This window comes from Planococcus sp. A6 (assembly GCF_028823615.1).
In the GTDB taxonomy this organism is placed as follows: Bacteria; Bacillota; Bacilli; order Bacillales_A; family Planococcaceae; genus Planococcus.
Genome location: NZ_JAPEHT010000040.1, coordinates 1 through 25,452, shown reverse-complemented (window position 1 = coordinate 25,452; position 25,452 = coordinate 1). Strand labels below are relative to the sequence as shown.

Below are 25,452 nucleotides of genomic sequence, written 5' to 3'. Positions count from 1 at the left end.
GAAGCCACTAGGGCTTCCGGTTTTATCGTTATTAATATTCTTTCGCTGCTTCTTTCGGGATGATGGCATCCATCACGATGACCAATACAGTGACTGCCACTGCCATTATGATACCCATCATAAAGTTGAATGGCACGTTTTGCACGGCACTTACGACATAGTTCAACATTGAAATAATAAGGACAGACCAGAAAAGTGTTCCGATATATTGCATCTGTTTTCACCTCTATATATAGAATAACTAGCTTTATCATAGCATAAGGAAGCCTTTTCAGAAAGAAAGTTTCGTGCGTTTCGAAAGTTTTTGTCAGAAATATGTCGGTAACTTGAAATCAATAGCAAAAGGGCGTATCATTAACACCAGGTACTAATAATTGATGTTAATCGAAAAGAGGGACATAGATATGAATGCTGGAATCATCGGTACCGGCAGATGCCTGCCGGAAGATAAATTGACCAACTTTGATTTAGAGCAGCGCATGGACACATCGGATGAATGGATCCGGACCATGACCGGGATTGAAGAACGCCGGATTGCAAACGATGAACAAGATACATCGGATATGGCACGGGTCGCGGCGCAAAAGGCGATTTCCGATGCCGGCATCGATCCAGCGGACATCGGATTGATACTGGTAGCGACAGTTACGCCAGACCGTCCGTTTCCATCTGTCGCGTGCGATATCCAACAACAGATCGGTGCCGTGAATGCGGCCGCTATGGATATCTCTGCAGCCTGTGCTGGATTCATGTACGGTGTCATTACGGCGAAACAATTTATCGAGTCGGATACGTATCGCTACGTCTTAGTAGTTGGTGTTGAGAAACTTTCGAAAATCACCAACTGGGAAGACCGCAATACAGCTGTCCTATTCGGTGACGGAGCCGGCGCTGCCGTAATCGGTAAAGTGTCGGAAGGCCGCGGGATCTTATCGTTCGAGCTCGGAGCGGATGGCTCAGGCGGGGAACATTTGTATCAAGACAAGCATTTGGTGATGAATGGCCGTGAAGTATTCAAATTTGCGGTGCGCCAAATGGGCGAGTCCGCCATCAATGTCATCGAAAAAGCAGGTTTGGATAAAGAGGATGTCGATTTTCTCATACCGCATCAGGCGAACATCCGGATCATGGAATCGTCACGGGCACGTCTTGACTTGCCGGTAGAGAAAATGTCGAAGACTATACAAAAATACGGAAACACTTCAGCAGCGTCGATTCCGATTTCCCTTGTAGAAGATTTAGAGGAAGGCCGGATTAAAGACGATGATGTCGTCGTCATGGTCGGCTTCGGGGGCGGTTTGACTTGGGGCGCAATTGCTATGAAGTGGGGGAAATAATCGGATATGCGAAAGGAAGTAAAAGAAATGGAAAATCGTCGTGTAGTCATTACAGGTATCGGTGCCGTAACACCGCTTGGAAATAGCGCAGAATCAACGTGGGAAGCGGTGAAGGCAGGGCGTTCAGGCGTCGGCCCATTGACACGCATCGATGCGGATCAATATCCGGCGAAAGTTGCCGCTGAATTGAAGGATTTCTCGATTGAAGATTATATCGAACGTAAAGAAGCGCGCAAGATGGACCGCTTCACCCATTACGCACTCGCATCATCCATCATGGCAATGAAAGATGCAGCGCTTGAGTTGGATGAAAAGACAGCACTTCGTACAGGCGTCTGGATCGGATCAGGAATCGGCGGGATGGAGACGATTGAAAACCAGATGGACGTATTGAATTCCCGCGGCGTTCGCCGTATCAGCCCATTCTTCGTTCCAATGATCATTCCGGACATGGCGTCCGGACAGGTGTCGATCCACTTCGGCGCAAAAGCGATCAACTCTTGCTCGGTGACAGCTTGTGCATCCGGCACGAACTCGATCGGCGATGCCTTTAAAGTCATTCAGCGCGGCGATGCCGATGTCATGATCTCAGGCGGCGCGGAAGCTCCGATCACTCGTCTTTCTGTCGCAGGGTTTACGGCGAATACCGCATTGACAACAAATAATGATGCATCGACAGCATCACGCCCGTTCGATAAAAACCGCGACGGCTTTGTGATCGGTGAGGGCGCCGGGATTGTCATCCTGGAAGAATATGAACACGCCAAAGCACGCGGCGCAAAAATTTATGCAGAGCTCATCGGCTACGGTTCGACTGGCGATGCGCACCATATTACGGCTCCAGCCCCAGGCGGTGAAGGCGCTGCACGTGCCATGCAGCAAGCCATCGAAGATGCAGGAATCGAAAAAACCGATGTCGGCTATATCAATGCCCATGGAACGAGCACACCGTATAACGACTTGTTTGAGACAATGGCAGTCAAAACCGTTTTCGGCGACCATGCGTATAAACTTGGCATGAGCTCGACGAAATCCATGACTGGCCATTTGCTCGGTGCAGCTGGCGGTATTGAAGCTATCTTTACGGCGTTGGCTCTGAAAGAAGGCGTTATGCCGCCAACGATCAATTACGAAACGCCGGATGAGGAATTGGATTTGGACTACGTAGCAAATGAAGCTCGAACTGCAGAATTCGACTATGCAATGAGCAATTCGCTCGGATTTGGCGGACATAACGCTTCGCTCGTATTGAAAAAAGTTTAAAGCTTATTGAAAAGCTCCCGATGCCGGGAGCGTCCTGTTTATTATCCATTTCTTATAATGGTAAAAAATATGCACGTCACGGATAAGAGGGAGAATGCTTTTATAGCAAGGATTGGAGGAGAGAAAAGATTATCTATTTTGGTAATCATTGCTTAAAATACAAAAATTATATTGCGCATGTAATACTTTTGTAATATGCTTAAAACTAGTTAGAATTGACAGAAAAAAAAGAATTTTGAGGTGTTTTCATGACGTATGGATCTAAAGAGGCTGCACCGCTCTTGCGGGTCAAAAACCTCCAAACGGGTTTCAAAATAGATGGGGATTATTATAACGCAGTCGAGGATGTGAGTTTCGATGTACTTCCGAAGCAAATTGTCGGAGTGGTGGGCGAATCAGGCTGTGGCAAAAGTGTCATGTCGCTGTCCATTATGCAATTGCTTCCAAACGGCATCGGAAAGATTCGCGGCGGCGAGATCGAATTCGAAGGACAGGGCATTTCCACGTTTTCGGATAAGCAGATGAACAGCATTCGCGGAAAAGACATCTCGATGATTTTCCAGGAACCGATGACTTCGCTCAATCCGGTTTTCACCATCGGCTATCAAATAGAAGAAGTGATCTTAAACCATGAGAACCTGACGAAAAAAGAAGCACGGCTGCGGTCGGTCGCTTTATTGAAGCAAGTGGGAATTCCGCGTGCCGAACAAATCGTCACGGAGTATCCTCATCAATTGTCCGGAGGAATGCGCCAGCGGGTCATGATTGCGATGGCCATTGCCTGCCAGCCGAAACTATTGATCGCCGATGAACCGACGACAGCTTTGGATGTAACAGTTCAAGCGCAAATTCTCGAATTGTTGAAAGGCATACAAGAAGCGAATGATATGTCGATCATCCTTATTACGCATGACTTAGGAGTTGTGGCTGAAATTTGCGACGAAGTACTGGTCATGTATGCGGGCAAAATCGTAGAGCGTGCATTTGTCGAAGATTTGTTCCGTGATCCAAAACATCCATATACCGAATTATTAATGAAAGCGATCCCGAAAATGGACGAAGATGTCGAAGAGCTCGCGACGATTGAAGGGCTGGTGCCGTCCGTCATCAATATGCCTCAAGTTGGCTGCCGCTTTGCGAACCGCTGCCCGAAGGCGATGGCGGAATGTTTGACGGTGACGCCGAAGCTTGCGGAAGTGGCCGATCGCCATGAAGCTGCGTGCCTATTATATGAAGAAAGCTGGCCCACGGACGGAAAAAGAGAACGAGAAGGAGTCGCCGCATTATGACCACTAGAGATTTCATCCAGGACCGTATTGATTACTTAGATAAGCGTGAAAATCTCCTCGAAATTCGCAATCTTAAAAAATACTACCCGGTAACCGGCGGCTTTTTTAAGCGGACGATTGGCAATGTCAAAGCGGTGGATGATGTGTCTTTCGCTATCCGAAAAGGCGAAACACTTGGTTTGGTCGGCGAATCGGGCTGTGGCAAATCAACTGCGGGACGGACCATCTTGAGGCTCATGAAACCGACAGGAGGCGAGATCCTCTTTGAAGGGAAAGACATTACCCGATTATCGGGATCCAAATTACAAAAAGCGCGGCGTGATTTTCAAATGGTGTTCCAAGATCCATACGCATCACTGAATCCGACGCAGATGGTCGGCGATATCATTGCTGAGCCGATCCTGAATTATGAAAAGCGCAATAAAAAAGAGTTGGAGCAGGAAATCAAAACACTTCTGAAACGAGTTGGCTTGCCTGAAGAGGCTTATTATAAATACGCCCATGAATTTTCCGGCGGCCAAAGACAGCGCATCGGAATCGCCCGTGCGCTGGCACTGCACCCCAAGCTGATTGTAGCGGATGAACCGGTATCCGCACTCGATGTCTCCGTGCAATCGCAGGTGTTGAACTTGTTGAAAGAACTGCAAATCGAATTCGATCTGACTTATCTCTTTATTGCACACGACCTGAGTGTCGTAAAGCATATGAGCGATCGAATCGGAGTGATGTATTTGGGCAACCTCGTAGAGCTTGCTTCAAATAAAGATTTATACAAAGAACCGCTGCATCCTTACACGCAAGCGCTCATTTCTGCAATTCCGGAACCGAATCCGGCAAAGCGCAAAGAGCGGATTGTCTTAAAAGGGGATGTGCCGAGCCCGCAAAACCCGCCTGCCGGCTGCCCGTTTCATACGCGCTGCCCAATGGCGATGGAAATCTGCTCACAAGAGAAACCAGCGTTGGCAGAAGTAAGGCCAGGCCATCAAGTTGCGTGCCATTTGTATTGATCAAAAAAATTTTTTAGGGGGAAAAGAGATGAAGAAAAAATCCTTACTCTGGCTCTTCGCGCTCGTACTCATTGTTTCCGCATTCCTAGCGGCGTGCGGCGGAGGCAGCGATGATGCCAGCGAGTCAGGCTCAGAAGGCGAAGGCTCTTCTGAAGGTGCCGCAGACGGCGAACCACAAAAAGGCGGGACGCTCGTATACGGCCTTGACGCTCCACCGGAAGGGTTATACTCTTCCGCATTTTACGGCATTGCCACTGATTTTGAAGTCATCGAACTATTCGATGAAGCATTGATTAACTATAACGAAAACCTAGAACCTGAACCAAACGTCGCTTCTTGGGAAACTGAAGACAATAAAGTTTTCAACTTCACTTTTGAAGAAGGCGTGAAATGGCATAACGGAGAAGAATTGACTGTCAACGACTGGGTATTTGCGCTTGAAACGATCGCAGATCCTGACTATGACGGCCCCCGCTACGCAAACGTGCAAACAATCGAAGGTGCTGAAGCTTACCGCAGCGGCGACGCCGAGTCCATTTCAGGAATCGAAGTGGTGAGCGATTATGAAATCAACATCACTTTCGACGAAGCACGCGTCAACAACCTAACTAACCTATGGGCTTATCCGCTGCCTGAATCTGTTCTCGGCGATGTGCCGGTTGCCGAAATGTCAGCATCTGAATGGGTACGTTCGACACCAATCGGAATCGGGCCATTCAAAGTCGACAAAATCGTTCCTGGCGAGTCAGTTGAATTCTCGAAATTCGATGAATACTGGAACGGCGATGTCAACTTGGATAAAATCGTCCTGCGCGTCATCGATAACTCTTCTGTTGTCGGCGCTTTGCAGAACAACGACATCGATATGATCTCCCTTCAGCCGGTATCTGGCCCTGAAGTAGAGCCTTTAGAAAATGTTGAAATCGTTACTTACCCTGGATTGACTTATTATTATGTAGGATTCAAGCTCGGTAAATTCGATAATGAATCCCAAACGATTACAGAAGAACTTCCGAAATACCAAAGCAAAGAACTTCGCCAGGCGATGATGTATGCGTTGAACCGCCAGGAATGGGTGGATGCATTCTTCTTCGGCTATGCTGATGTTGTCAACAAGCCAGTACCGTCTGCTCACTGGAATTCGGCAGATGACAGCGAATTGACTCAATATGAATACGATCCTGAAAAATCGAAGCAAATGCTGGATGAAGCAGGATACGTTGATACGAACGATGACGGATTCCGCGAAGATCCAAATGGCGACGAGTTTGTCGTGAAATTCTCACATTATGCAACAGGCAACCCGACTTTTGAATCCCGTGCACAAGCAATTGCCCAGTATTTCGAAGCGGTCGGACTGCGTTCTGAAGTGGAAATGGTCGAAGTAAACCTTTACTACGATATGGTCGAAAAAGATGATGCTTCTATTGAAACATTCTTCGGCGGCTGGGGCACGGGAACTGACCCGGATCCATCTGGACTATGGAAAGCAGACCAGCTTTGGAACTACCCGCGCTATAACAACCCTGAAGCAGATCAATTGCTAGACGATGCACTTGATATCGAAATCGTCGGCACTGACCAGGAAAAACGTAAAGAATTGTATGTAGAATGGCAGAAGATCGTCAACGAAGACCTCCCGATGCTTTACATCGCGGAACTAGAAGAAATTAAGGCATTGAACACGCGTGTTGGTGGAGTTGAATATGACGTATCCGGTCAAAACAGCCCTGCTGAATGGTTCGTAACAGAATAAAATCAGCAACAAACCTTCAAACGGTCAAAACAGCCCTGCTGAATGGTTCGTAACAGAATAAAATCAGCAACAAACCTTCAACGATGGGCGGTCCGCCCATCGTTGAATCTTTATATGAAGCTCTTATGCACGGTAAGGGCTGTTTCAAAAAACAATCCTTACCGTGCACGAGAGCACAGCAGAGAACCTATCAGACAAGGAGAGTACCTATGCTTAAATACTCGATAAGACGGTTGCTTGGAATGATTCCGATGCTGATCTTGATTTCCATCGTGGTCTTCAGCCTCGCCAAACTAATGCCGGGCGATTCACTCAGCGGGGAAATCGACCCGCTCAACACCAGCCCGGAATACATAGCGGAAATGCGTGAAAAGCTCGGCTACAATGACCCTTTGCCGGTCCAATATTTTAATTGGATCACTGGATTCGTACAAGGGGATTTTGGCAAATCTACACGCTTTCAAATTCCGGTATTCGATTTGATCATGGAAAAAGTGCCAAATACTTTGTTATTGGGCGTGACAGCTCTTGTCATCACTTACATCATGGCGTTCATTATGGGCATGTATTCAGGAAGGCGGCCCTATACTTTAGGCGATAACGCTATTGCAGGATTCAACTACATCATGCTAGCGATCCCATCTTTCGTCGCTGCCGTTTTCGCAATTTATATTTTTGCGTTCCAGTTGAACTGGTTTCCATTTGCCGGGTCGGTGGATATTTTGGTGGAAGAGGGAAGCTTTGAATACTACGTGAGCCGCATGCACCACGTATTGCTGCCGGCAATTGTTCTAGGGGCAATGAGCACGGCGAGCTACACACAATTTTTACGCAACGACATCATCGAGAATTCCCGTAAGGATTTTGTCCGGACGGCACGTGCGAAGGGCACACCGATGAAGAAAATCTATAATGTCCATATCCTGCGCAATTCGATCATTCCGTTAGTCACGTTCCTTGGATTTGATTTTGCTGCATTGATCGGTGGAGCCATCATCACAGAGACGATTTTCACTTATCCGGGCATCGGCCAGCTGTTCTTGGAATCCGTGACGAGCCGGGACTATCCGACATTGATGGCTTTGACTATGCTTTTGTCGTTCCTTACGTTGTTTGGTAATTTATTGGCAGATATTCTATACGGCGTCGTGGACCCACGAATTCGCCTAGATTGAGGAGGAAGCAGTAAAATGGCATCATCAACTACCATTACCCAACAGAAGAAGCCGGAAAGAAGCTTGTCTCCTTGGCAGATTGCCAGAAGGAAATTCGTGCGCAATAAATTGGCGATGATCAGTTCCTTTTTTATCGTGCTGGTCACTTTAATGTCGTTATCGGCACCTTTCCTCGCACCGGTGTTGTCACCGCTGCCGGATATTTCAAAAGTGAATATTAGCGCGATGAATATTGAGCCGAACGGCGAACACCTTCTCGGCACGGATAAAAGCGGGCGCGATGTCTTGACGCGTTTGTTCTACGGGGGCCGAATTTCGCTATTGGTCGGTTTTAGTGCAACGCTCATTGTCATCACTTTAGGAACAGTGGTCGGCGCGCTTGCCGGATTTTTCGGCGGCTTTATCGACAGCATCTTGATGCGCTTCACGGATTTCGTATTGAATTTCCCGTTCCTTGTCTTCGTCATCGTTTTGAACACGATCCTCTATGGCATCGTGGATGGCTTATGGGTCTTAATCATGGTCATCGGTGCGCTCAGTTGGGGCGGCGTCGCCCGCTTGGTGCGCAGCAAAGTGTTGGCGGAAAAAGAGAATGAGTATATCCTGGCCGCTTTATCGATCGGCTGTTCCCCGTTCAAAGTCATCACGAAGCATCTGTTGCCGAATGTCATCTCGACCATTATCGTGCAAGGAACCTTAATTTTTGCGACGATGATTGTCATCGAATCGGCACTTAGCTATTTAGGTTTTGGCGTCCCGCAAGCGACACCGAGCTGGGGCAATATGCTGTCTTCTGCCAACGAGCCGGATGTCCTGCAAGGCAAGCCTTGGATCTGGATGCCTCCAGCCATCATTATTACCTTGACGATCCTGTCGATCAACTTTATCGGGGAAGGGTTGAAGGATGCGTTGAATCCGAAATCGTTGCGTTAATTTAAATCAAACAAAAAGGATGAACAAGTGGCATGCCACTTCGTTCATCCTTTTTTATTTTGAGAGAGGGAAGTGACTCAGCGTTTCCGCTTGCGTCCTAGGCCCATCGCGTTCTCCATTTTCTTCAATGTTTTATTGGCGATGAAATTAGCTTTTTCTGCGCCTTCGTCGAGGATCGTATCAAGCTCCTCGGAGTCGAGCAATTTATAGTAGCGCTCTTGGATCGGCGCCAAGTGGTCGGTAATCGCTTTAGCTACACCCGCTTTAAAATCACCGTAGCCGCCGCCTTCGTATTTAGCGACCAGTTCATCGATGGAGGCTCCCGTCAAGGCAGCTTCAATCGATAATAGATTGGATACGCCTGGTTTGTTCTCGGGATCGTATTTGACGATTCCTTCTGAATCCGTTACAGCGCTTTTCACTTTCTTTTCGATAGTTTTCAAATCATCCAGCAATGTGATGATTGATTTTTTGTTTGAATCGGACTTGCTCATCTTTTTCGTCGGATCCTGCAAGGACATGACGCGCGCACCGTGTTTTGGAATGCGAATGTCCGGGATCGTGAAGATGTCATTGTATTTTCTGTTGAAACGCTCCGCCAAGTCACGAGTCAATTCGATATGCTGTTTCTGGTCATCGCCAACAGGGACGATGTCCGTTTGATACAAAAGAATGTCAGCAGCCATTAAAGGCGGGTAGGTCAGGAGTCCGGCAGAGATGGAAGCTGCCTTGGCCGATTTATCTTTGAATTGCGTCATGCGTTCTAGCTCACCAATGGTCGAGACACATTGCAGCATCCAGCCAGCCTGGGCGTGCGCCGGCACTTCCGATTGAATGAACAGCGTAACTTTTTCTGGATCGATGCCGACAGCAAGGTATAGCGCGGCAAGCGATTTTATATTCTTTCTTAATTCAAGCCGGTCCTGTGGCATGGTGATGGCATGTTGGTCGACGATGCAGAAGATACAATCGTATTCTTCCTGCAATTCAGTAAACTGCTTGAATGCCCCGATATAATTGCCGAGTGTAACTGTACCGGTTGGCTGTACGCCTGAAAAAATTTTCTTCAATGCAATTCCTCCTCTAAGTGGATGGTCCTAAAAATGGATATAAAAAAGCACATCTCCGTCCCTAAAAATAAAGGGACGAATGATGTGCGGTTCCGCGGTACCACCCTGGTTGCCGCAGCAGCGGCCTCTTATCTCCGTAACGTGGAGAACTCGAAAGCGCCTACTTGATTCGCCGCTTTAGCTCGAAAGTCCATTCAATACAGTCTTCTGCTTGTTCACACCAACCACAAGCTCTCTTAATTATAGAAGGAACTGTATCTACTACTCTTCGTCAACGCTCATTTTGTATTGATTTTATTATAATACAAAAGAGAATATCGATGCAATATCCAATTCTACGGTTGGTAAATCGCCAAGGAGACGGCCATGGCAAGCAATGTCGCCCCTCCTACGATCAAGAGTGGGGAACTTGAGAATGCCAGTACTTCCGATGGGAGGCGCATTTCATCGTCCTCAAGAGTGGATTTGCTTTTGAAGACTTTACGCATGCTCATCGTAAATACGTCGAAAACCCCTGTCCGGACGACGAATACCCAGGCTCCGAAGAATACAAGGATTCCTCCGTAGATAAAGGAGTTATTGATATATGACAGCAGTGAAAATGGTTCGCTTCGCACAAGCATCGTTAGAATAATTAATAATTGTACAGCGAAAATTCCGATAATTATTTTTTTCATTATGGCACCCCTATTCGTTCTTAATTGTAGAAGAAATGACAAAAAAAATCAAAAAAATGTTCGAAATCTAATTAAGAAGAAAACGCTTACATGACGTGCTTTTCAGCCTATTAGTGATATTTTGAACAGCATGATTAATGGTGTAAGTGTAAAATATTCCAAAAAAAACGCTGTACAACAAAAAATATTTATGTATAATTAATCATGTACCAAGTTTTCAGAAAATTTAAGGGGGCAAAATCAGTGAAAAACAGCAAGATTTTATGGCTACTTGGCCTGGTTTTGGTACTTAGTGCTTTCCTAGCTGCTTGCGGCGGCGGAGATGACACTGATACTGGGACAGAAAACACAGACACAGAAGGTACAGAAGGCGCAGAAGGCAACGGCGGCGAACCTGACTCTGTACAAGAACTAAACTTGGTCGAAGGAGCGGAAATTCCGTCAATGGATTCTTCGATTGCTGAGGATGCAGTAGCATTCAACATTATGAACAACGTAAACGAAGGCTTGTTCCGTTTGAACCAAGAAAACATTGCTGAACCTGCACTTGCTGATGGCGAGCCTGAGATCAGTGAAGATGGCTTGACGTATACGTTCAAACTACGTGATGCTAACTGGTCGGACGGTACACCGGTCACAGCTAACGATTTCGTCTTTGCTTGGCAGCGCGCGATTGACCCAGACACTGGTTCACCTTACGGACCATACATGATGGCTGGAACAATCAAAAACGCTACTGAAGTTTCTGAAGGAGAAATGGAAGTCTCTGAACTAGGAATCACAGCTGAAGACGACAAAACTCTTGTCGTAGAACTTGAGCGCCCGACTCCTTACTTCATGTCATTAATGGCTTTCGCTACGTTCTACCCATTGAATGAAGAATTCGTAACTGATAAAGGTGACGACTACGCTTCAAACTCTGAAAATATCCTATACAACGGACCGTTCACTCTTACGAACTGGGATGGCACTGGCCTGACTTGGACAATGGAGAAAAACCCTGAGTACTGGGATGCTGAAACTGTTCAACTTGAAACAGTTAACGTTGACGTAGTTAAAGAAACTTCTACGCAAGTTAACCTTTACCAATCTGGTGAAAAAGACCGTGTAGGCCTTTCTGGTGAATTCGCAATGCAATACGCTGAAGACCCAGAAGTTGTGCGCGAACTTGAACCGACTTTGTTCTACTTGAAATTTAACCAAGAACGCAACGGAGAAGAAACTCCACTTGCTAACGAAAACATCCGTAAAGCGATTGCTACTGGCTTCAACAAGCAAGACCTTGTAGATGTAGTTCTAGCGAACGGATCTCTTCCAGCTAACTACCTTGTACCAACTGAGTTTGCTTTCAACGAAGCAGGGGAAGACTTCCGTGATATTAACGGAGACATGCTTCCATTCAACGCTGAAGAAGCGAAAACTTACTGGGAGCAAGGCCTAGAGGAAATCGGCGAAACTGAAGTTACTATGGAACTTCTCGGCGGCGACTCTGAGCTTGCAGGTAAAATGGATGCATACTTGAAAGAGCAACTTGAAACAAACCTTGAAGGTTTGACAGTTAACTTGAAAGCTGTACCATTTGGCGTACGCCTTGAGCTCGATGAAGCACAAGACTACGATATCCAAAACTCTGGATGGGGCCCTGACTATCAGGATCCGATGACATTCATCGACCTATTCGTAACTGGATCTTCTCACAACTTGATGTCTTACTCTAACGAAGAGTTCGATAACTTGGTAGAGCAAGCTAAAGGCGAATTGGCACAGGATGCTGAAGGACGCTGGGAAGCAATGGCTCAAGCTGAAAAAATCTTGATTGAAGAAGACGCTGCTATCGCACCGATCTATCAGCGCGGTATCATGTCCCTTCAAAAGCCGTATGTTAACAACATCGTCAAACACCCATTCGGTGGAGATTACAGCTACAAATGGGCTTATATTTCCGGTAAGGAATAAGAATTCCCAACTGAATGTACTTTAGGAAAACATAATAGAAAGAGAGTATATCAAGGGATTGATATACTCTCTTTTCTACTGTGAATAAATTCACCGAAAATTAACGGTATTCTGCTTAATCAGAAAAATACAAGTGTCGAATGATGCTTGATATAATAGAGCGATTTTATTTGGAGGTGCACCATGGCACGCTATATTGGAAAAAGATTAATTTATATGTTCATCACCTTAGCGCTTATTGCCACGTTTACATTTTTCTTGATGAAAATATTACCAGGTTCCCCAATTGCTTCCGCAGATAAGCTATCTCCTGAACAACGGGCAGTCGTAGAGGCACGGTACGGACTGGACCAACCCCTTCCTGTTCAATATTTCGATTATATGTTTGGTTTGCTTCAAGGTGATTTGGGTATTTCCATTAACCAATTCAAAGGCGCAGACGTAACAGATGTTATTTTAAGCCGCATGGGGCCGTCAGCACAGATCGGATTCCAAGGAATGCTTCTTGGAACGGTACTCGGTATTTTATTCGGGATGGTCGCGGCGCTCAGGCAAAATACATGGGTGGATTATGGAAGTACGATCGTAGCGATCATCGGCATATCCATTCCGTCGTTTGTTTTTGCATCCATGCTACAATACTGGCTCGGTTTAAAATGGGACCTGTTCCCAGTGGCGCTATGGAAAGATGGATTCATGTCCAGCGTACTGCCGTCAATAGCATTGGCGATGTTCCCACTGGCAACGGCTGCACGGTTTATCCGTACAGAAATGATCGAAGTTCTTGGGTCTGACTACATCACGTTAGCAAAAGCTAAAGGGGCAAGCGGATCAGAAATCGCTTTCAAACACGCATTCCGTAATGCTTTGATTCCATTGATTACGGTTCTTGGGCCAATGGCAGTCAGTATCTTGACTGGCTCGCTCGTAGTCGAACAGATTTTTGCGATTCCTGGAATCGGTGAGCAATTCGTAAAATCAATCATGGTCAGTGACTTCTCGATTATCATGGGTACGACAATTTTCTTCTCTGTATTCTTAATCGTTGTCATTTTGATCGTCGATATTTTGTATGGCGTCATCGATCCTCGTATTCGTCTTTCAGGAGGTAAGAGTTAATGACACAGAATTATGAAAAGCTACCTCAAGATGCGTTTACACGCATCCCTAGAGATACACAAGAGGCAGAGAAAATCTCTAAACCAAGTGTCAGTTTTTGGCAGGATGCTTGGCGCAGCCTGAAGAAAAATAAAGGTGCGATCATCAGTTTAATCCTATTTGGCTTGATTCTCATCATGTCATTCGTCGGGCCGATGATCAGCCCTTACGAACCGAACGACCAAACCATCACACACGCAAACTTGCCGCCGAAAGTGCCAGTTATCGAAAACTTCGGTATCATGGATGGGGTAGGTACACTCGGCGGGCGTGAAGTCGATATGTACGAACTGAAGAATGTCGACCAGAACTACTGGTTCGGAACAGACGGCCTTGGCCGTGATATGTTCTCTCGTGTATGGAAAGGGACTCAAGTCTCTTTGTTCATTGCATTCGTGGCAGCAGCAATCGATATGTTGATCGGTGTCATTTATGGCGGGATCTCCGGGTACTTCGGAGGCCGTGTGGATGATGTCATGCAGCGTATTGTTGAGATCTTGACAGGTATTCCAAACCTGGTAGTCGTTATCCTCTTTATCCTTATCATGGACCCGGGGATACTCGCGATCATCATCGCATTGACGATTACCGGTTGGACCGGAATGTCGCGGGTGGTGCGTGGTCAGGTTCTTAAATATAAGAGCCAGGAATTCGTCCTCGCAGCCCGCACGCTTGGCGCGAGCGATACCCGCATCATCTGGAAGCATTTGATGCCGAACGTTCTTGGCGTCATAATCATCAACACGATGTTCACGATTCCAGGCGCGATTTTCTTCGAAGCATTCTTGAGCTTTATCGGGCTCGGGCTTCAAGCTCCGGATGCGTCTCTTGGGACATTAATCAATGATGGGTATAAACTGATCCAGTATCAGCCGCATATTCTTTTGTTCCCGGCTGTCGTGTTGAGTTTAATCATGATCGCATTTAACCTAATCGGTGACGGCTTGCGCGATGCGCTCGATCCGAAGATGAAAGATTAAGGAGGAAAGCCTTAGATGGAAAAAATACTTCAAGTAAAAGACCTCGAACTTTCCTTCCACACATTTGGTGGCGAAGTAAAGGCAATCCGAGGCGTCAACTTTGATCTATATAAAGGTGAAACATTGGCAATCGTAGGTGAATCCGGTTCCGGTAAATCCGTTACAACCAAATCGATCATGCGTTTATTGCCCGAAGCAACTTCAGAATTCAAAAACGGTGAAATCCTTTTCGGCGGGCGTGACTTGACGAAATTGAGCGATAAGGAAATGCAGAAAATCCGCGGAAAAGACATCTCGATGATTTTCCAGGATCCTATGACATCGCTCAACCCGACGATGCCGATTGGCCGCCAGATTACAGAGCCGATTTTAAAGCACCAAAAAATCAGCAAAGACGAAGCGAAAAAAGTCGCGATCGACTTGTTGCGTTTAGTAGGCATGCCAAAACCCGAGCTTCGCATGAAACAATATCCTCACCAATTCTCGGGTGGACAGCGCCAGCGTATCGTTATTGCCATTGCGCTAGCGTGCAACCCGCAGATCTTGATCGCGGATGAGCCGACAACTGCTCTCGATGTGACGATCCAAGCGCAAATCCTGGAATTGATGAAAGACTTGCAGAAGAAAATCGATACGTCGATTATTTTCATCACCCATGACCTTGGGGTAGTGGCAAACGTGGCAGATCGCGTAGCAGTCATGTACGGCGGGAAAATCGTAGAAATCGGCACAGTCGATGAGATTTTCTACAACCCGCAGCATCCATACACATGGGGCCTTCTCAGTTCAATGCCTTCAATGGATGCAGAAGATGCAAAACTGTATGCGATTCCTGGCACGCCGCCGGATCTTCTCGATCCGCCAAAAGGCGATGCATTCGCGCTGCGCAGTGAATACGCCATGAAGATCGATATGGAACAGCCGCCACCGTTCTTTAAAGTCAGCGATACGCACATGGCGGCCACATGGCTTCTTCATCCTGAAGCGCCAGCAGTTGAACCGCCTGAAATGGTTATCGAACGGATGAAAAAGTTCCCTGGAAGCCGTTATTATGAAGGGAGCGCGAACTAATGGCTGAAAAATTGGTTGAAATCAAGAACCTCAAACAACATTTCAATGTCGGCAAAGCAAACGAAGTAAAAGCAGTCGATGGCATTTCTTTCGATATTTATAAAGGGGAAACGCTTGGCCTTGTAGGCGAGTCAGGTTGCGGAAAATCCACAACTGGCCGCTCGATCATTCGTTTGTACGATGCGACAGATGGCCAAGTGCTTTATGAGGGAGAAAGTGTGCACGGCAAGAAAAACAAGAAAGACCTGAAGAAATTCAACCGTAAAATGCAGATGATTTTCCAGGATCCGTATGCTTCCTTGAACCAAAGGATGAAAGTCATGGATATCATCGCTGAAGGCATCGATATCCACGGTTTGGCAAAAGACGCCAACGATCGCAAGAAAATGGTCTATGACTTATTGGAAACAGTTGGCTTGAACAAAGAGCACGCGAACCGTTATCCGCATGAATTCTCAGGCGGGCAGCGCCAGCGTTTAGGTATTGCACGTGCTCTGGCGGTAGATCCGGACTTTATCATCGCGGATGAGCCGATTTCTGCTCTCGATGTTTCCATCCAAGCACAGGTCGTCAACTTGCTGAAAGAGCTTCAGGAAGAAAAAGGTTTGACGTATCTGTTCATCGCACACGATTTGTCGATGGTTAAATACATTTCAGACCGGATCGGCGTCATGTACTTTGGTAAGTTGGTGGAACTGGCGCCAGCTGACGAATTGTACGAAAACCCGATGCATCCATATACGCAATCATTGCTTTCGGCGATACCGCTTCCGGACCCGAACTATGAGCGTAACCGTACGCGTAAAGCATACGACCCGGCAGTCCATAACTATGTAGATGGGGAAGATGTGAAAATGCGCGAAGTTTCACCGAACCATTTCGTCGATTGTTCAGAGAAAGAATTTGCTGAGATTCAAGAGCATCTAGCAGCCAAAAAATAGAACTCGTAAAGCACGTACCTGTTTATAAGGTGCGTGCTTTTTTTGAACGGAACAAATGCTGGGGATATCTTTTCAAAACAAATAAATGTCTGAGTTTCTCTAAATTTACTAAATTATCCTGCTTAAAGTACGTAAAAATGGTAGACTGGAGAAAAGCGGAAAAGGTGTGTGAATTTTTATGAAATCCTTGAAATGGCTTGCTGCATCCCTAGTTTTAGTGGGAAGTGCCAATGTTGTGCAGGCAGCTGAAACCGCAACAGAAGACTTTTCGACCCGTACATATGAATTAGCGAGTATCGACTCAGGCTTGCTTGGGACAGCGGAACGATTCCGGTTCGATTCAGGATTGAATTTTGATTACCCTGATGCGGTCCGGGGAATATTCGTCACTGGAAACTCAGCCGGGGGAGAGCGATTTTCTTCATTGGTCGATCTCGTAGGAAATACCGATTTGAACGCGATGGTCATTGACGTCAAGGAAGACATGGGGCATTTAACGTATCTCCCGGAAGAAGATTCCTCGCTGGCTGATAAAGACATCGGAACTTCATTGATTAATGATCCCCGTGAAATGCTTGAACAAATGGAACAGGAGCAAATCTACCCGATTGCGCGCGTGGTTGTCTTCAAGGACACAGTGCTTGCAGAACAGCAGCCAGAGCTTTCGTTTACTTCCGGAGGGGAAGTATGGAAGAACAACAGGGGCGAGGCGTTTGTCAATCCGTTCATGCAGGATGTCTGGGATTATAATGTAGAAGTGGCGATCGAAGCAGCTAAACTCGGGTTCAAGGAAATCCAGTTCGATTACGTGCGTTTTCCGGAAGGGTTTGAACGGCTTGGTGAGCAACTTGACTACTCGATGGGCGATTATGCAGAATCCAATTTAGACCCGGTTCAGCGCCGTGTGGAAGCTGTGACAGATTTCGTCGCTTATGCGAAAGAAAAGCTTGAACCTTATGGAGTAGAGGTATCGGTTGATATCTTCGGGTACGCTGCAACATTGCCGGAAGCACCTGGCATTGGACAGAACTTCTCGAAGATCTCCGAGAATGTCGATGTCATCTCTTCAATGATATACCCTAGCCACTGGACATCGTATTTTGGCATTGCAAAGCCAGATTTAGAACCGTACAAATTGGTCGCCGAGTATGCTAAAGTGGAAAACGATGTTCTTTCCAAGCTAGACGATGCGCCCGTATCGCGCCCGTGGTTACAGGATTTCACGGCTAGCTACCTAGGGGCAGGAAACTATAAGCGCTACGGTAAGGCAGAAGTGGAAGCCCAGATTCGCGCTTTAAACGACCAAGGAATTAATGAATTCCTTCTTTGGAACGCCGGAAACCGCTATTCAGCTGGAGTCGACTATACGCCTGAATAAACGAAATGCCCTTGCTGTCAAACAGACGACCAGCAAGGGCATTTTTAGCAGGAGTTACGCTTTTTAAATAAACTTTAAATTTGAAACCTTTTACGATATGAAACGTACTATATGATAGAAGCTTTATTTTCAAAAGAAATTTGTAAATGAGAATAAAATTTTCTTATTGAAGTTTAATTGATAAAAGAAGCGGGTAAATTCTTAATGTATAAGTTTTACAAACTCTCAGAAAATGTAGCGAGACTGTGACAAAATCAATGTTTTTTTGAAATTCTCGCTGTTAGCTATATATTACTGAAGCCCAATGTTGTATAATGATTGTAGAGCTTCTAAACGATAGTGATTCTAATTTAAGAATGAATTTCCTCAACACCTATGAATCCGAAAGGAAGTGCTTCATTATGATGGTTACATTATTCACTTCTCCAAGCTGTACGTCTTGCCGTAAGGCGAAAGCGTGGCTGGAAGAACATGATATTCCATATACAGAACGCAATATTTTCTCTGAACCTTTGACAATTAGTGAAATCAAAGAAATTCTACGTATGACAGAGGACGGAACCGATGAGATCATTTCGACTCGTTCGAAGATCTTCCAAAAACTGAATGTAGACGTAGAGAGCTTGCCATTGCAGCGCCTTTATGAATTGATCCAAGAACATCCGGGCTTATTGAGACGCCCGATCATCATGGATGAAAAACGCCTGCAAGTCGGTTATAACGAAGACGAGATTCGCCGGTTCTTGCCACGCAAAGTGCGCGCGTATCAATTGCTGGAAGCTCAGCGCATGGTCAACTAAGAATAAGGAGAAAAAGCTGTCCGGTCTTTATGGTATTTCATAAGGGATCATGGGACAGCTTTTCTTTATCTTTTTACAGAACGCTAGACAAAGCTTTCAGTCGAGCCTATGTCGATCAACCTGATTAGTTGCAAAAGTCTGTCGATTCGATTAGACTCTAAGATAATTATCTTCTGGTGCCGCCTATAGGCAGAAAAATGTTTTTAAGCCTTCAGGAAAGGTATAATGAAGGTAGTAATAAATCACGGCTTTTGAGGAACTTCCTCTTAATCCGATCCGAAAAGGAGAGGTGTAAAATGGAAATAGAACGCATTAACGACAACACAGTGAAATTTTACATTTCCTATCTTGATGTTGAAGAGCGAGGGTTCAGCCGTGACGAAATTTGGTTTAACAGAGACAAAAGCGAAGAGCTTTTCTGGGAAATGATGGATGAAGTCAATGAAGAAGCCGATTTCGTTATGGAAGGGCCGCTGTGGATCCAAGTGCAAGCCATGGACAAAGGACTAGAAGTCACTGTCACTCGTGCGCAATTGACGAAAGACGGGCAAAAACTTGATTTGCCGGATGATATAGAAGAACGCCGCAAAATGTTTTCAGGGGAAGAAGCTGGTTCCCAGGAGTTTGATGAATTCGAACCGGTTTATGACGAGGGCGATACAAAGAAACTCGAATACTCGTTTGTTCTTTCTGAAGTGGAAGAATTGCTTCCGATTGCGAAGCGCCTCATGTATATGCCGGTCGATACGGCATTGTACCACTTTGACGGAAAGTATTATATGCACGTGAAATTTGATGAAATTCTGCATTCCGAAAAAGACATTAAAGACCAGTTGAGCGTCATCACTGAGTACTTGCAGCAAACCCCGATGACGATTCACCGTCTTGAAGAATACGGCAAGCCAATCTTCAAAGAAGATGCGCTGTCGAATGTATTGCATTATTTCGGCTAAAAACCTCCTCTTGGGAGGTTTTTTTTATGCCATTTTATGTAGAGGAAGCTGTGGCAGATTTTTAGAAGCCGCAGTATTTTTCGTATTGCGCATGATGGCTCTTCGGCGTAAACTGAAAAAAAGGAGAGTGATTCATATACTGACAGCGCTCGATAATGGCCATTTGTTCACGTTGCAAGCTCATCACACAAGGCAAGAGCTGATTCAGCTGCGAAGGGACCGAACATTTCTATGTCCCGCCTGCAAATCCCCGGTCCTCTTGAAAGTCGGCACGACGAAAATTCCCCATTTTGCCCATCTCAAGCAATTCTCCTGCACGCCAGGCAGTGAACCGGAAACCCCACTTCATCTGCTTGGGAAATCCCGCCTGTCCTCTTTTTTTCACGACAATAACCTCCCCGTCCATGTCGAGCATTACTTACCCGCGATCAAGCAGCGGCCGGACCTGTTGTCCGGGAAATCTGCGATTGAGTTCCAATGCAGCACATTACCTGTGGAGCAAGTTGTGAAGCGCAGCCAAGGATATGCCAAAATGGGTCTTCACGCCGTATGGATCCGCGGCATAGAAAGTGTGCCGGCTCCAGGGCTGGGTATTTTCCAAATTCGCACCTTTGAAAGAGCAATGTTCCGCAACACACCACTTCATCCCCATCTCCTGCAATTCAACCCCAATCATTCCCTCTTCGTCTACTACTCCAATCTTTTTTATATACAAGGCAACCGTTGGATCGGAAAGGCCTCGCTTTTGCCAATGAAGGAACAAGTTTTTCCTTTCGCGGTGCCGAAAAGATTAACAAAAGCAGAATACAAGCAGGCAATATCCCTCATGCGGATAGAAAAGAATAAATACATCCGTTCCCAATTATTCGCGAAAAACCGGATGAGAAACCCATTTTGGCGATTAAGCTATGAACTCCAACTCGACAGGGCGGCCATCCCGGAAATTTTTGGGTTGCCGCTTGCAGGCGGGCATCTTTTTTCAGAGCATGCTATTATTTGGCAAATGAAAGCAGCGCTTATGATCGAGTCGGAAAAGCCGGTGGAGACCTTATTGGCTGATCAGCTGGTCAAGCTTGCGCCTTCTGGCATAGACAAGTGCAAGCCTTTGCAGGTGCTTTCGGCGTATGAAACTCTTTACAGAAATGGCCATTCCACGTGTTTTTCGGAAGTGGTGGATATTTCCTATCATCTGCTTGCAAAAGCGTGGGAAAATTGAGAAAATAAGGTGTAATTCGTTTCCCGAAACAAGGGAAAGAGGAGGCAGCCAAATGACGGAAAAATTATTGACTAGAGATCAAGTGCCTGCAGAACTAACGTGGCGCTTGGAAGATATTTTTGCTACAGATTCACAATGGGAAGAGGAGTTCAAAGCCGTCTCGGCGCTGGCTGAGAAAGCTGGGCAATATGAAGGTACTCTATCAGGAGGCGCGGACGCTTTGTACGACGCGCTAAGCTATAAAGATGAATTGTCGGAACGCTTGCGCAAGCTCTATGCATACGCCCATATGCGCTATGACCAAGATACGACGAATTCAACATATCAGGCGATGGACAGCCGCATCAAATCGCTTTTCGCCAAAACAGCAGCAGGCTTGTCATTCATGACGCCTGAAATCCTGTCTTTGGATGAAGCAGAACTGAACCGCTATGTAGATGAACATGAAGGTTTGAAGCTATATAAGCACGCTCTTGAAGAACTTAATACGATGCGTCCGCACGTACTGAAAGCGGAGCAAGAAGCGCTGCTTGCACAATTGTCGGAAGTGGTCGGAGCATCTTCCGAAACCTTCGGCATGCTTAACAATGCCGATCTGGAGTTTCCGGAAATCGAAAATGAAGATGGCGAAAAAGTGCAGATTACACATGGCAATTACATCCGTTTCATGGAAAGCAAAGACCGCCGCGTACGTGAAGACGCATTCAAAGCCGTTTATGCAACATATGGAAAATTCCGTAATACGTTTGCATCCACTTTATCCGGAAATGTTAAACGGGATAACGTTCACGCGAGAATCCGTAACTATTCATCGGCTCGCGAAGCGGCACTGTCGGATGACCATATTCCGGAAGCTGTATACGATCAATTGGTCGAAACCGTCAACAACAACCTTCATCTATTGCAGCGCTACGTAGCGCTCCGCAAGGAAGTATTGGGACTTGACCAAGTCCATATGTATGACATGTATACGCCGCTTGTTAAGGAAGTCAAGATGGAGATCCCTTATGACAAGGCGACAGGCATGATGCTCGAAGGCTTGAATGCGCTCGGTGAAGAATATGTCGGGATCGTCAAAAACGGCATCGACAACCGCTGGGTCGACGTGAAAGAAAACAAAGGTAAACGAAGCGGCGCTTATTCTTCCGGCGCTTATGGCACAAATCCTTATATACTGATGAACTGGCAGGACAATGTAGACAACCTGTTCACTTTGGCACATGAATTCGGCCATAGTGTACACAGCCACTACACAAGAGAAAGCCAGCCGTTTGTCTATGGCGATTATTCCATCTTTGTGGCGGAAGTCGCATCGACGACGAATGAAGCCTTGTTGAATGAACACTTGGTCAATACGACAGAAGATGAACAAGAGCGTATTTACTTGCTCAACCACTGGCTGGATGGTTTCCGCGGCACAGTTTTCCGCCAGACGATGTTTGCTGAATTCGAGCACACAATCCACCAGATGGACCAGAACGGTGAAGCTTTGACGGCTGACCGGTTGACGGAAGTGTATTACGAGCTGAACAAAAAGTATTTTGGTGAAGACATGGCAGTGGATGAAGAGATCGGCCTCGAGTGGGCACGCATTCCGCATTTCTACTATAATTACTATGTATTCCAATATGCGACAGGATTCAGCGCAGCTACTGCATTAAGCAAAAAGATCCTTGAAGAAGGGCAGCCAGCTGTAGAGCGTTATATTAACGAATTCCTGAAAGCGGGCAGCTCCGATTACCCGATTGAAGTATTGAAAAAAGCCGGTGTGGACATGACCTCATCCGAGCCGGTCGAAGAGGCGTGCAAAGTCTTCGGCCAAAAGCTTGAAGAACTCGAAGGATTGCTATTGAAGAAATAAAAGACCGACGAAAACCTCTGCAGCGTGAGACCTGCAGAGGTTTTTTTATGCGTCGTCTAGGCATCGTGATTACTTGATCGGTGAAAGAGGGGGATGGTGGACGATATTATAGCGAAATGGGAATAGGCAAGCTTGAACAAATAGAAAAAGGGAGTATCGGAGGATAATAAGTTATTCTTAAATAACTTATTTGTGCGTTATATTTATGTAAGCGCTTGATATTATGACAGATTTGTGAAATGGTTTGTGATTTATTGCATTAACTATTATGGCGTGATATTATTAGGTTGTGAAATTAATCACATACAAACATACACCCCTTTGTTTGAGCGTGAACATTTCTGCGCCTTTCGCTATTATATAAAAGAAAAAATAAGCTAAACTCCTATTGGGAGCTTAGCTTATTTTACTTTCCACAAGGTGTCGTCCTGCATCGGGATGCGCTCCAGTTTCTGTTGCAGCACTTGCTTTTTCAGCTCGCGTTCTGCGGTTTGCTCGCTGATATTGTAGATGCTTGCGACCTCGTGCGTCGCCATTGTTGGATACTTTATGAACAGGTCATCGAGAGAAGGCGGGGATTGCCGGTTGAGCCGGTCTTTTCCCAGCATTTCCTGTAGGATGGTCAAATAGACGTCATATGAATAAAGGCCTGAAACTTTGACGCCTTCGTCTTCGATGCATTCATTAAAAAAGACGATGCTTGGTACTTCGGAAATTTCCATTTCCCGTGTGATGCGAAGATCGCATTGGAATGCTTTGGCGCTGTGGACCGAATGAAAGTCATCCTTGAATTCAGCTTGGTCCAGTTCCGCTTCTTCCGCAATTTCAAGCAGTACATCGTAGGATGTGACGTTTCTCGATTGTAGAAAAAGTTGTTCTTGCAGTTTGTGCAGGAAGCGATTGCCTGCACGTTTGCCCTGGAGCTCTGCCGCTTTGATGGCGACAGACGGAAGTGCGGGATGTTCAAGCTCGTCACCGGTCATATCGGCATTTTTTACGCTCATATTCAGGGCGGATAATTGTGTGCTTAAGATCATCCGCATGGAAAAATAATGACCATACTCGATTTGTAATTTGCGGATGATGGATTGAAGTTCCCAGCATGCGGGATTCATCGGATCCATGAACACGTATAATTCCATCGGTTTGCAGGAAACTTGGTGTTCGCGGATATCCTCTGCCAGATCCAGGTTGCTCACTCCAACTCCTCCTCACTGTCGTAATCGTTTACCATATGGTGGGCGGTCAAAACGAGACGGTTGAAAAATGTCTCGCGGAATTTGCCGCTGAGCCCGACTTCATCCATAGCTTCACTCATGCACTCAAGCCAAGCTTGTGCACGGTCTGGAGTGATTGGAAATGGATGATGGCGCGCTTTTAGGCGCGGGTGCCCGTGTTCCGCTGAATAAATATTTGGGCCGCCTAAGTATTGTGTTAAGAACTGTTTTTGTTTTCTCGCTGTTTCGGTCAGATCATCAGGGAAAATGGGTGCAAGTTGCGGATGTGCTGAGACGCGTGCGTAAAAGGCGTCCACCAGGTTTGATAAAGTTTCCGCGCCGATTTCATCGTACGGAATAAGCGGTTTTCCAGTCATCAGTCTTGTCCCCTTTGTGTTTGCTGTAAATCCATTCTATCAACGCCTGGTAAATATCTCAAACAAATCGCATGCCACCGAACGGCTGTGCTGCCTTTAGCGCTTGGAAGCCGCCTTCATAAAACGCGCGATTTTCTTGTCTGCCGGACGCAACGGGATGCGTTTTTCTTCGAGCAAAGAGAGGAAACTCCGCTTGCCGGCAGCTTCGTCTGTAACTTCGTATTCCAGCTCGTAATCTTCCACCCCTAAGTATTCCGAATGGTCCAGCACGAGAAGCCCGTCCTCGTAAGCAGCTTCAACACGATGGGTCGTTAAAGAACCGATAAGCACCAATTCGGACGGGGACACCCCGAGCCGTTCGAGTTCAGCGGAAACTTCCGGGGCATCGAATCGCTCCAAGTCCAGGATGGCGGACGCCTGTTGTTCGTCCAAGCTATCGGTCGTTTCGTAATTTCCGGAAGCGGCCGGTGTTTTAAGTGTGCATTCAAAACGGCTGCCAATGCTGCGCAGGCGAAGGGCTGCCTTTTGGTCGCGCAGCTGGAAGTCGGCTGTGTCGAAATAATGGTTGGTCTGGCTGATCGGGGAGGTATTTTGCTCCGCCAATAATTTGCTATACTCTTCTTTTGTCAGCATGTTCTTGAATTCAATTTCAAGTTCTTTTGTCATTTGTTCACCTCATTAATCGCGCTTTTGCAACACTGTTTCCTTTTCTATAGGAAAGAAGCGGCATTTCAAAAGCGCGGTGGGTCAACCGGCGAGGAGCGGGAATTTCATGCTCACGCCGATTGCTCTTGGAATAGCCGTTAATTTCATTATCGGATAGTTGGGTGCAATCTGCAACGCAGAGCATTGCTGTGGTAAAATAACGGTATGAAGAATCAGCCCTGTGCTGGGCTTAATGGATAGTGAAATGGGCAAAGCAGTGAGGAGGGCCAGACATGGGGCAATGGAATCGTTTTTTGGCGCCGTATAAACAGGCGGTCGACGAAATGAAAGTGAAATTTAAAGGCATGCGCAAGCAATTTGAAACAAATAAC

General features: G+C 46.3%; 23 protein-coding genes, 1 pseudogene and 1 other annotated feature. Of the genes and pseudogenes, 18 read left to right on the top strand and 6 right to left on the bottom strand.

What is annotated here, in order from left to right; genetic code table 11:
- Window positions 1-31: 31 nt before the first annotated feature.
- Window positions 32-214 carry a YjzD family protein gene (locus ON064_RS07950; RefSeq protein ID WP_121297877.1) on the bottom strand — a complete coding sequence of 61 codons (183 nt, stop codon included), beginning with the start codon at window positions 212-214 and terminating at the stop codon, window positions 32-34.
- Between the two features lie 190 nt (window positions 215-404).
- Between ON064_RS07950 and ON064_RS07945 the strand changes: the two genes are divergently transcribed.
- The 7 genes from ON064_RS07945 to opp4C all read left to right on the top strand — a co-directional run bounded on the left by ON064_RS07945 (window position 405) and on the right by opp4C (window position 8,760).
- Window positions 405-1,337 carry a beta-ketoacyl-ACP synthase III gene (locus ON064_RS07945; protein WP_274624340.1) on the top strand — a complete coding sequence of 311 codons (933 nt, stop codon included), beginning with the start codon at window positions 405-407 and terminating at the stop codon, window positions 1,335-1,337.
- A 27-nt stretch (window positions 1,338-1,364) separates the two neighbouring features.
- Complete coding sequence (fabF, locus tag ON064_RS07940; protein ID WP_274624339.1) at window positions 1,365-2,600, top strand: beta-ketoacyl-ACP synthase II; 1,236 nt, start codon at window positions 1,365-1,367, stop codon at window positions 2,598-2,600.
- Between the two features lie 248 nt (window positions 2,601-2,848).
- A complete protein-coding gene (locus tag ON064_RS07935; protein WP_274624338.1) occupies window positions 2,849-3,889 on the top strand; it encodes an ABC transporter ATP-binding protein in 1,041 nt (346 codons plus the stop codon).
- Window positions 3,886-4,896, top strand: coding sequence for an ABC transporter ATP-binding protein (locus ON064_RS07930; RefSeq protein WP_121297873.1), 1,011 nt, complete (start codon window positions 3,886-3,888; stop codon window positions 4,894-4,896). The genes ON064_RS07935 and ON064_RS07930 overlap by 4 nt, the downstream gene beginning before the upstream one ends.
- A gap of 28 nt (window positions 4,897-4,924) precedes the next feature.
- Window positions 4,925-6,652 carry an oligopeptide ABC transporter substrate-binding protein gene (opp4A, locus tag ON064_RS07925; protein ID WP_274624337.1) on the top strand — a complete coding sequence of 576 codons (1,728 nt, stop codon included), beginning with the start codon at window positions 4,925-4,927 and terminating at the stop codon, window positions 6,650-6,652.
- A 209-nt stretch (window positions 6,653-6,861) separates the two neighbouring features.
- Window positions 6,862-7,827 (top strand): oligopeptide ABC transporter permease, encoded by a 966-nt coding sequence (opp4B, locus tag ON064_RS07920; protein ID WP_058383388.1) that lies wholly within the window; start codon window positions 6,862-6,864, stop codon window positions 7,825-7,827.
- A gap of 15 nt (window positions 7,828-7,842) precedes the next feature.
- Complete coding sequence (gene opp4C, locus ON064_RS07915; RefSeq protein ID WP_274624336.1) at window positions 7,843-8,760, top strand: oligopeptide ABC transporter permease; 918 nt, start codon at window positions 7,843-7,845, stop codon at window positions 8,758-8,760.
- Between the two features lie 77 nt (window positions 8,761-8,837).
- Here the strand turns inward: opp4C and trpS are convergent, their stop codons facing one another.
- Together trpS and ON064_RS07905 are read right to left on the bottom strand one after the other, a co-directional pair.
- On the bottom strand, window positions 8,838-9,830 hold the full coding sequence (gene trpS, locus ON064_RS07910) for a tryptophan--tRNA ligase (RefSeq protein WP_121297869.1): 993 nt from the start codon (window positions 9,828-9,830) through the stop codon (window positions 8,838-8,840).
- A 68-nt stretch (window positions 9,831-9,898) separates the two neighbouring features.
- Window positions 9,899-10,114 (bottom strand) — a binding site (T-box leader).
- A 51-nt stretch (window positions 10,115-10,165) separates the two neighbouring features.
- Window positions 10,166-10,507: a DUF3899 domain-containing protein gene (locus ON064_RS07905; RefSeq protein ID WP_274624335.1), complete on the bottom strand. Its 342-nt coding sequence runs from the start codon at window positions 10,505-10,507 to the stop codon at window positions 10,166-10,168.
- Window positions 10,508-10,750: 243 nt separating this feature from the next.
- Here ON064_RS07905 and ON064_RS07900 point away from each other — a divergent pair, with 243 nt between their 5' ends.
- From ON064_RS07900 to pepF, 10 genes are all read left to right on the top strand, one after another.
- Window positions 10,751-12,463 carry a peptide ABC transporter substrate-binding protein gene (locus ON064_RS07900; RefSeq protein ID WP_274624334.1) on the top strand — a complete coding sequence of 571 codons (1,713 nt, stop codon included), beginning with the start codon at window positions 10,751-10,753 and terminating at the stop codon, window positions 12,461-12,463.
- A gap of 183 nt (window positions 12,464-12,646) precedes the next feature.
- On the top strand, window positions 12,647-13,582 hold the full coding sequence (gene opp3b / locus ON064_RS07895; protein ID WP_274624333.1) for an oligopeptide ABC transporter permease: 936 nt from the start codon (window positions 12,647-12,649) through the stop codon (window positions 13,580-13,582).
- The gene (opp3C, locus tag ON064_RS07890; RefSeq protein ID WP_274624332.1) at window positions 13,582-14,601 is read left to right on the top strand and encodes an oligopeptide ABC transporter permease; all 1,020 of its coding nucleotides are present in this window, start codon (window positions 13,582-13,584) and stop codon (window positions 14,599-14,601) included. The genes opp3b and opp3C overlap by 1 nt, the downstream gene beginning before the upstream one ends.
- A 15-nt stretch (window positions 14,602-14,616) precedes the next feature.
- A complete protein-coding gene (locus ON064_RS07885; protein ID WP_121297864.1) occupies window positions 14,617-15,672 on the top strand; it encodes an ABC transporter ATP-binding protein in 1,056 nt (351 codons plus the stop codon).
- Window positions 15,672-16,613 carry an ABC transporter ATP-binding protein gene (locus ON064_RS07880; RefSeq protein WP_135449438.1) on the top strand — a complete coding sequence of 314 codons (942 nt, stop codon included), beginning with the start codon at window positions 15,672-15,674 and terminating at the stop codon, window positions 16,611-16,613. Before ON064_RS07885 ends, ON064_RS07880 begins: the two co-directional genes overlap by 1 nt.
- A gap of 178 nt (window positions 16,614-16,791) precedes the next feature.
- On the top strand, window positions 16,792-17,991 hold the full coding sequence (locus tag ON064_RS07875) for a putative glycoside hydrolase (RefSeq protein ID WP_274624331.1): 1,200 nt from the start codon (window positions 16,792-16,794) through the stop codon (window positions 17,989-17,991).
- A gap of 404 nt (window positions 17,992-18,395) precedes the next feature.
- Complete coding sequence (gene spxA / locus ON064_RS07870; protein WP_008429739.1) at window positions 18,396-18,791, top strand: transcriptional regulator SpxA; 396 nt, start codon at window positions 18,396-18,398, stop codon at window positions 18,789-18,791.
- Between the two features lie 296 nt (window positions 18,792-19,087).
- The gene (gene mecA / locus ON064_RS07865; protein ID WP_121297861.1) at window positions 19,088-19,744 is read left to right on the top strand and encodes an adaptor protein MecA; all 657 of its coding nucleotides are present in this window, start codon (window positions 19,088-19,090) and stop codon (window positions 19,742-19,744) included.
- Window positions 19,722-20,960 carry a competence protein CoiA gene (locus tag ON064_RS07860; RefSeq protein WP_274624330.1) on the top strand — a complete coding sequence of 413 codons (1,239 nt, stop codon included), beginning with the start codon at window positions 19,722-19,724 and terminating at the stop codon, window positions 20,958-20,960. Before mecA ends, ON064_RS07860 begins: the two co-directional genes overlap by 23 nt.
- Before the next feature lie 52 nt (window positions 20,961-21,012).
- Window positions 21,013-22,821 carry an oligoendopeptidase F gene (gene pepF / locus ON064_RS07855; RefSeq protein WP_274624329.1) on the top strand — a complete coding sequence of 603 codons (1,809 nt, stop codon included), beginning with the start codon at window positions 21,013-21,015 and terminating at the stop codon, window positions 22,819-22,821.
- Window positions 22,822-23,222: 401 nt separating this feature from the next.
- Here pepF and ON064_RS07850 read toward each other — a convergent pair whose 3' ends face one another.
- The 3 genes from ON064_RS07850 to ON064_RS07840 all read right to left on the bottom strand — a co-directional run bounded on the left by ON064_RS07850 (window position 23,223) and on the right by ON064_RS07840 (window position 25,081).
- Entirely contained in the window at window positions 23,223-24,020 is a 798-nt protein-coding gene (locus ON064_RS07850) for a ClpXP adapter SpxH family protein (protein ID WP_274624328.1), read from the bottom strand.
- A complete protein-coding gene (locus ON064_RS07845) occupies window positions 24,017-24,415 on the bottom strand; it encodes a globin domain-containing protein (RefSeq protein ID WP_121297857.1) in 399 nt (132 codons plus the stop codon). The genes ON064_RS07850 and ON064_RS07845 overlap by 4 nt, the downstream gene beginning before the upstream one ends.
- 96 nt (window positions 24,416-24,511) lie before the next feature.
- The gene (locus tag ON064_RS07840; protein WP_274624327.1) at window positions 24,512-25,081 is read right to left on the bottom strand and encodes a CYTH domain-containing protein; all 570 of its coding nucleotides are present in this window, start codon (window positions 25,079-25,081) and stop codon (window positions 24,512-24,514) included.
- Window positions 25,082-25,353: 272 nt separating this feature from the next.
- Between ON064_RS07840 and ON064_RS07835 the strand changes: the two are divergent.
- Window positions 25,354-25,452, top strand: a pseudogene (locus tag ON064_RS07835) (GTP pyrophosphokinase); the annotation flags it as partial.

Coding starts and splice junctions, on each gene's coding strand:
- ON064_RS07860 (WP_274624330.1), top strand. CDS start 19,722: ATGTATTGCATTATTTCGGCTAAAAACCTCCTCTTGGGAGGTTTTTTT.
- opp3C (WP_274624332.1), top strand. CDS start 13,582: ATGACACAGAATTATGAAAAGCTACCTCAAGATGCGTTTACACGCATC.
- ON064_RS07845 (WP_121297857.1), bottom strand. CDS start 24,415: ATGACTGGAAAACCGCTTATTCCGTACGATGAAATCGGCGCGGAAACT.
- opp4A (WP_274624337.1), top strand. CDS start 4,925: ATGAAGAAAAAATCCTTACTCTGGCTCTTCGCGCTCGTACTCATTGTT.
- ON064_RS07885 (WP_121297864.1), top strand. CDS start 14,617: ATGGAAAAAATACTTCAAGTAAAAGACCTCGAACTTTCCTTCCACACA.
- spxA (WP_008429739.1), top strand. CDS start 18,396: ATGGTTACATTATTCACTTCTCCAAGCTGTACGTCTTGCCGTAAGGCG.
- ON064_RS07945 (WP_274624340.1), top strand. CDS start 405: ATGAATGCTGGAATCATCGGTACCGGCAGATGCCTGCCGGAAGATAAA.
- ON064_RS07880 (WP_135449438.1), top strand. CDS start 15,672: ATGGCTGAAAAATTGGTTGAAATCAAGAACCTCAAACAACATTTCAAT.
- mecA (WP_121297861.1), top strand. CDS start 19,088: ATGGAAATAGAACGCATTAACGACAACACAGTGAAATTTTACATTTCC.
- ON064_RS07935 (WP_274624338.1), top strand. CDS start 2,849: ATGACGTATGGATCTAAAGAGGCTGCACCGCTCTTGCGGGTCAAAAAC.
- ON064_RS07875 (WP_274624331.1), top strand. CDS start 16,792: ATGAAATCCTTGAAATGGCTTGCTGCATCCCTAGTTTTAGTGGGAAGT.
- ON064_RS07905 (WP_274624335.1), bottom strand. CDS start 10,507: ATGAAAAAAATAATTATCGGAATTTTCGCTGTACAATTATTAATTATT.
- opp4C (WP_274624336.1), top strand. CDS start 7,843: ATGGCATCATCAACTACCATTACCCAACAGAAGAAGCCGGAAAGAAGC.
- pepF (WP_274624329.1), top strand. CDS start 21,013: ATGACGGAAAAATTATTGACTAGAGATCAAGTGCCTGCAGAACTAACG.
- ON064_RS07840 (WP_274624327.1), bottom strand. CDS start 25,081: ATGACAAAAGAACTTGAAATTGAATTCAAGAACATGCTGACAAAAGAA.
- opp3b (WP_274624333.1), top strand. CDS start 12,647: ATGGCACGCTATATTGGAAAAAGATTAATTTATATGTTCATCACCTTA.
- fabF (WP_274624339.1), top strand. CDS start 1,365: ATGGAAAATCGTCGTGTAGTCATTACAGGTATCGGTGCCGTAACACCG.
- opp4B (WP_058383388.1), top strand. CDS start 6,862: ATGCTTAAATACTCGATAAGACGGTTGCTTGGAATGATTCCGATGCTG.
- ON064_RS07950 (WP_121297877.1), bottom strand. CDS start 214: ATGCAATATATCGGAACACTTTTCTGGTCTGTCCTTATTATTTCAATG.
- ON064_RS07930 (WP_121297873.1), top strand. CDS start 3,886: ATGACCACTAGAGATTTCATCCAGGACCGTATTGATTACTTAGATAAG.